1 protein-coding gene is annotated in these 439 nt (G+C 67.4%); it reads right to left on the reverse strand.

Features of this window, described 5'->3' with window-relative positions:
- The coding region (locus EJI01_RS28485) for an ESPR domain-containing protein (protein ID WP_148112394.1) at positions 1 to 287 on the reverse strand (287 nt) is incomplete at its 3' end.
- Between the last annotated feature and the right edge of the window lie 152 nt (positions 288 to 439).

Consider the following 439-nt stretch of genomic DNA (forward strand, 5'->3'; position numbering starts at 1 on the left):
TGGTTGAAGAGGTTGCGCGAGACGCCGGCTGCGCTGGGCGTCTGGATATTGACCAGGGGCACGCCATTGGGCGCCAGCAGCACCGTGGGCCGCAGGTTGGGCGCCACGCCCGGCGCGCCGACGATCTGCGCCGGCGCAGGCGAAACGGCGAACAAGCCGGCCAGCGCGGTCGCCACGACAGCCGAGGTGGCCCCCGTGGCCTTGCCCGCGCTCATGGCCGTCTCCTGCACGACCATGCGCATGCCGCGAGCGGCGTTGAAGACGATGCGGTGAAGGTGTTTGTTCATTCTTTTTCCCTTGCTGGGCTCAGAAACTGAAGTTCAGGTTGAAGCCCGCGGTCGTCTTGGCCGTGCGATAGCCCTCGGGCTTGCTGATCGGTGCGCCGACGAAGAGGTCGTAGTTCAGGCCCTTCACGGCACCGCGCAGGCCGATCACGCCG

Origin of the sequence: Variovorax sp. MHTC-1, assembly GCF_003984645.1 — a bacterium.
GTDB lineage: Bacteria > Pseudomonadota > Gammaproteobacteria > Burkholderiales > Burkholderiaceae_C > Variovorax.